This window comes from Enterobacter sp. V89_11 (assembly GCF_029967775.1).
GTDB lineage: Bacteria > Pseudomonadota > Gammaproteobacteria > Enterobacterales > Enterobacteriaceae > Enterobacter > Enterobacter ludwigii.
Genome location: NZ_JASCAN010000048.1, coordinates 1 through 1,997, shown reverse-complemented (window position 1 = coordinate 1,997; position 1,997 = coordinate 1). Strand labels below are relative to the sequence as shown.

The window sequence follows — 1,997 nt, the reverse complement described above, 5'->3', positions numbered from 1 at the left end:
GAGATGCTATTCTGTTGGCCGCCAATCTTGCCGATGATGCTGACAGCGTTGCGGCTACGGCGGGGCAAATCGCGGGTGCGCTGTATGGTTATTCCGGTATCCCACAGGAGTGGAAAGACAAACTGGTACAACACGAACGTATCGCCAGAATGGCAGGTGAACTGTTCGACAGGGCTCCTGAAGATACTTTCTTGTAATTGTTTTCATATTTGGATAGTGAGGGTTTGAGCTGGCCGTAATTTCCGCTCAGGCAGATGGCGGGATTAATGGTTATTGCTGAGTGTGTTGCCCTTTTGACAAAAGATTAAAGAGGATAAATGGGAAATATTGTAATGCATTGGTTTTTCTTTATTTTCTTTATGATTTGGACACTAGCGCTTATCTGGAATGGAAAAGATTTTTTTAACAAGAAAAAGTGGCTCCTGGCGTGGATGATGTTGGTTCTGGTGTTAGTAGCCACAGTTGTCATTGGCTTTACGTTTAAATGGCTTTCTCAGTCGATGTCATTGTTTTCCATCGCAACGGCCAAACAATATTCGATCATTTTTTCTATGTCTTTTCTGTGCGTATGGGGTTTAAAGGTCACAGTTGTGCTGCTCTGTACTGTTTTCTCGGGGATTCTGAGGGGGCACAAAAGCTACAATGTGGAAAATTATGAAAAAATATCGTCTATATCACGCATCGTCGCGCCTGGCTTACTTATCGTTGCTAAAAGCTTAATTTCCCTCGGAAGCGTCCTTATGTTTTCGGGTCTTTGGCTAAAGTAAGCACAATGATTAAGGTTGCATAACGGATACCGTTGTTTCTACTGTTATCGCAACCACGTCTCCGCTTTGCGTTATGCCCTTGACCCGACCCGGATGCGTGCATCGACCGCAGCAGGCAGCTCGGTCAACTGGTTGCGGTGATCATCCTCACGCAACCCGCCGTGGCGCCAATTGTTAGTGTGTGACTGTCATAGTCGGGCGAGCGAATAAGGAGCAGCGGATTTAATGAAGTTTCTCGGGTTTATTATTTTTTCATTGGTCGCTCTTGCCTATATCTGGAATGGCAAAGATAATTTTAACAAAAAAGAATGGGTGGTTTTTTTCGTAAAATTATCTTTTATATTAGTCGGCACTTTTATTCTTGTTTTCGTGTTGATCGGATTGCGGGAAATTTTCCCCTCGATGACAAAAGAAGATGGTGAGTTGGTACTAATCGTTATTCCGCCTTCATTTGTCACACTGTTATTGGCTAAGTTTTTCGTCGTTATGCTTTGCACAATATTTGAAGCTATAATGCGTTTTCATCAGCGATATAACACGGAGCAAAATTATTCGATTTTGTCATCACTGGCAAACAGATATAGCCCCGGATTGCTTTTACTGGCGAAATGTCTGGCATCATTTGGTTGCATTCTTATATTCTATGGTATCTGGTTAGCCTCCGCGGCCTAAGTGAAGAGAAATTATAAACACTTAGAACATCTATCCGTTTCCCATAGCCTCCGCTACCAGTAACGAAGACCTTGAGGCGAATGACTGAAAATGGCTGTACACCTCAACTGACAAGGAAATACTTCATTACCAGGTGATATTTCCCATGCGTGTTAAGCCAGCAGGTTTGACTCCACCACACATTACTGAAGTCGGCTTGACGAATGATAGGGGGTTATCCATCTCCGGAGTAACACTGTGGACGTGCTGGGGAAATTTCATCGCTGCGGAAGAAATGTGTGCTTTATACCAATGCTTTGTTTTTAGCATGGGGAAAGTATGGTGCTATGCGTAGGGTATATTTTTAATTAGTTAATTAAGTGTTCCATATTAAATGATAGATTCCTCGTCGATTTCCCCCAGGTGATTTTTCATCTGCCTGGTTACATGTAATAGTAAATGACTTTTTTCATTTATCCGTTTTTTATTATCTTCTCCAGCATAAAACCATTACGGAATAAAGATTATGCTCAACCGAATTACCGTTCAGCTCCCGGTGGAGGGGCTTCTGTTCTGGAA

General features: G+C 42.7%; 3 protein-coding genes. All 3 read left to right on the top strand.

Annotated elements, in window-relative coordinates:
* Positions 1 to 197: ADP-ribosylglycohydrolase family protein (locus QLG09_RS22315; RefSeq protein ID WP_282489430.1), on the top strand; the 197-nt coding region annotated here is incomplete at its 5' end.
* A 120-nt stretch (positions 198 to 317) separates the two neighbouring features.
* Entirely contained in the window at positions 318 to 767 is a 450-nt protein-coding gene (locus QLG09_RS22310; protein WP_049022942.1) for a hypothetical protein, read from the top strand.
* Between the two features lie 225 nt (positions 768 to 992).
* Positions 993 to 1,439, top strand: coding sequence for a hypothetical protein (locus QLG09_RS22305; RefSeq protein WP_049022941.1), 447 nt, complete (start codon positions 993 to 995; stop codon positions 1,437 to 1,439).
* Positions 1,440 to 1,997 lie beyond the last annotated feature (558 nt).

Bases quoted from the DNA above. Each gene is read 5' to 3' on its own strand.
- QLG09_RS22305 (WP_049022941.1), top strand. From the start codon at position 993: ATGAAGTTTCTCGGGTTTATTATTTTTTCATTGGTCGCTCTTGCCTAT.
- QLG09_RS22310 (WP_049022942.1), top strand. From the start codon at position 318: ATGGGAAATATTGTAATGCATTGGTTTTTCTTTATTTTCTTTATGATT.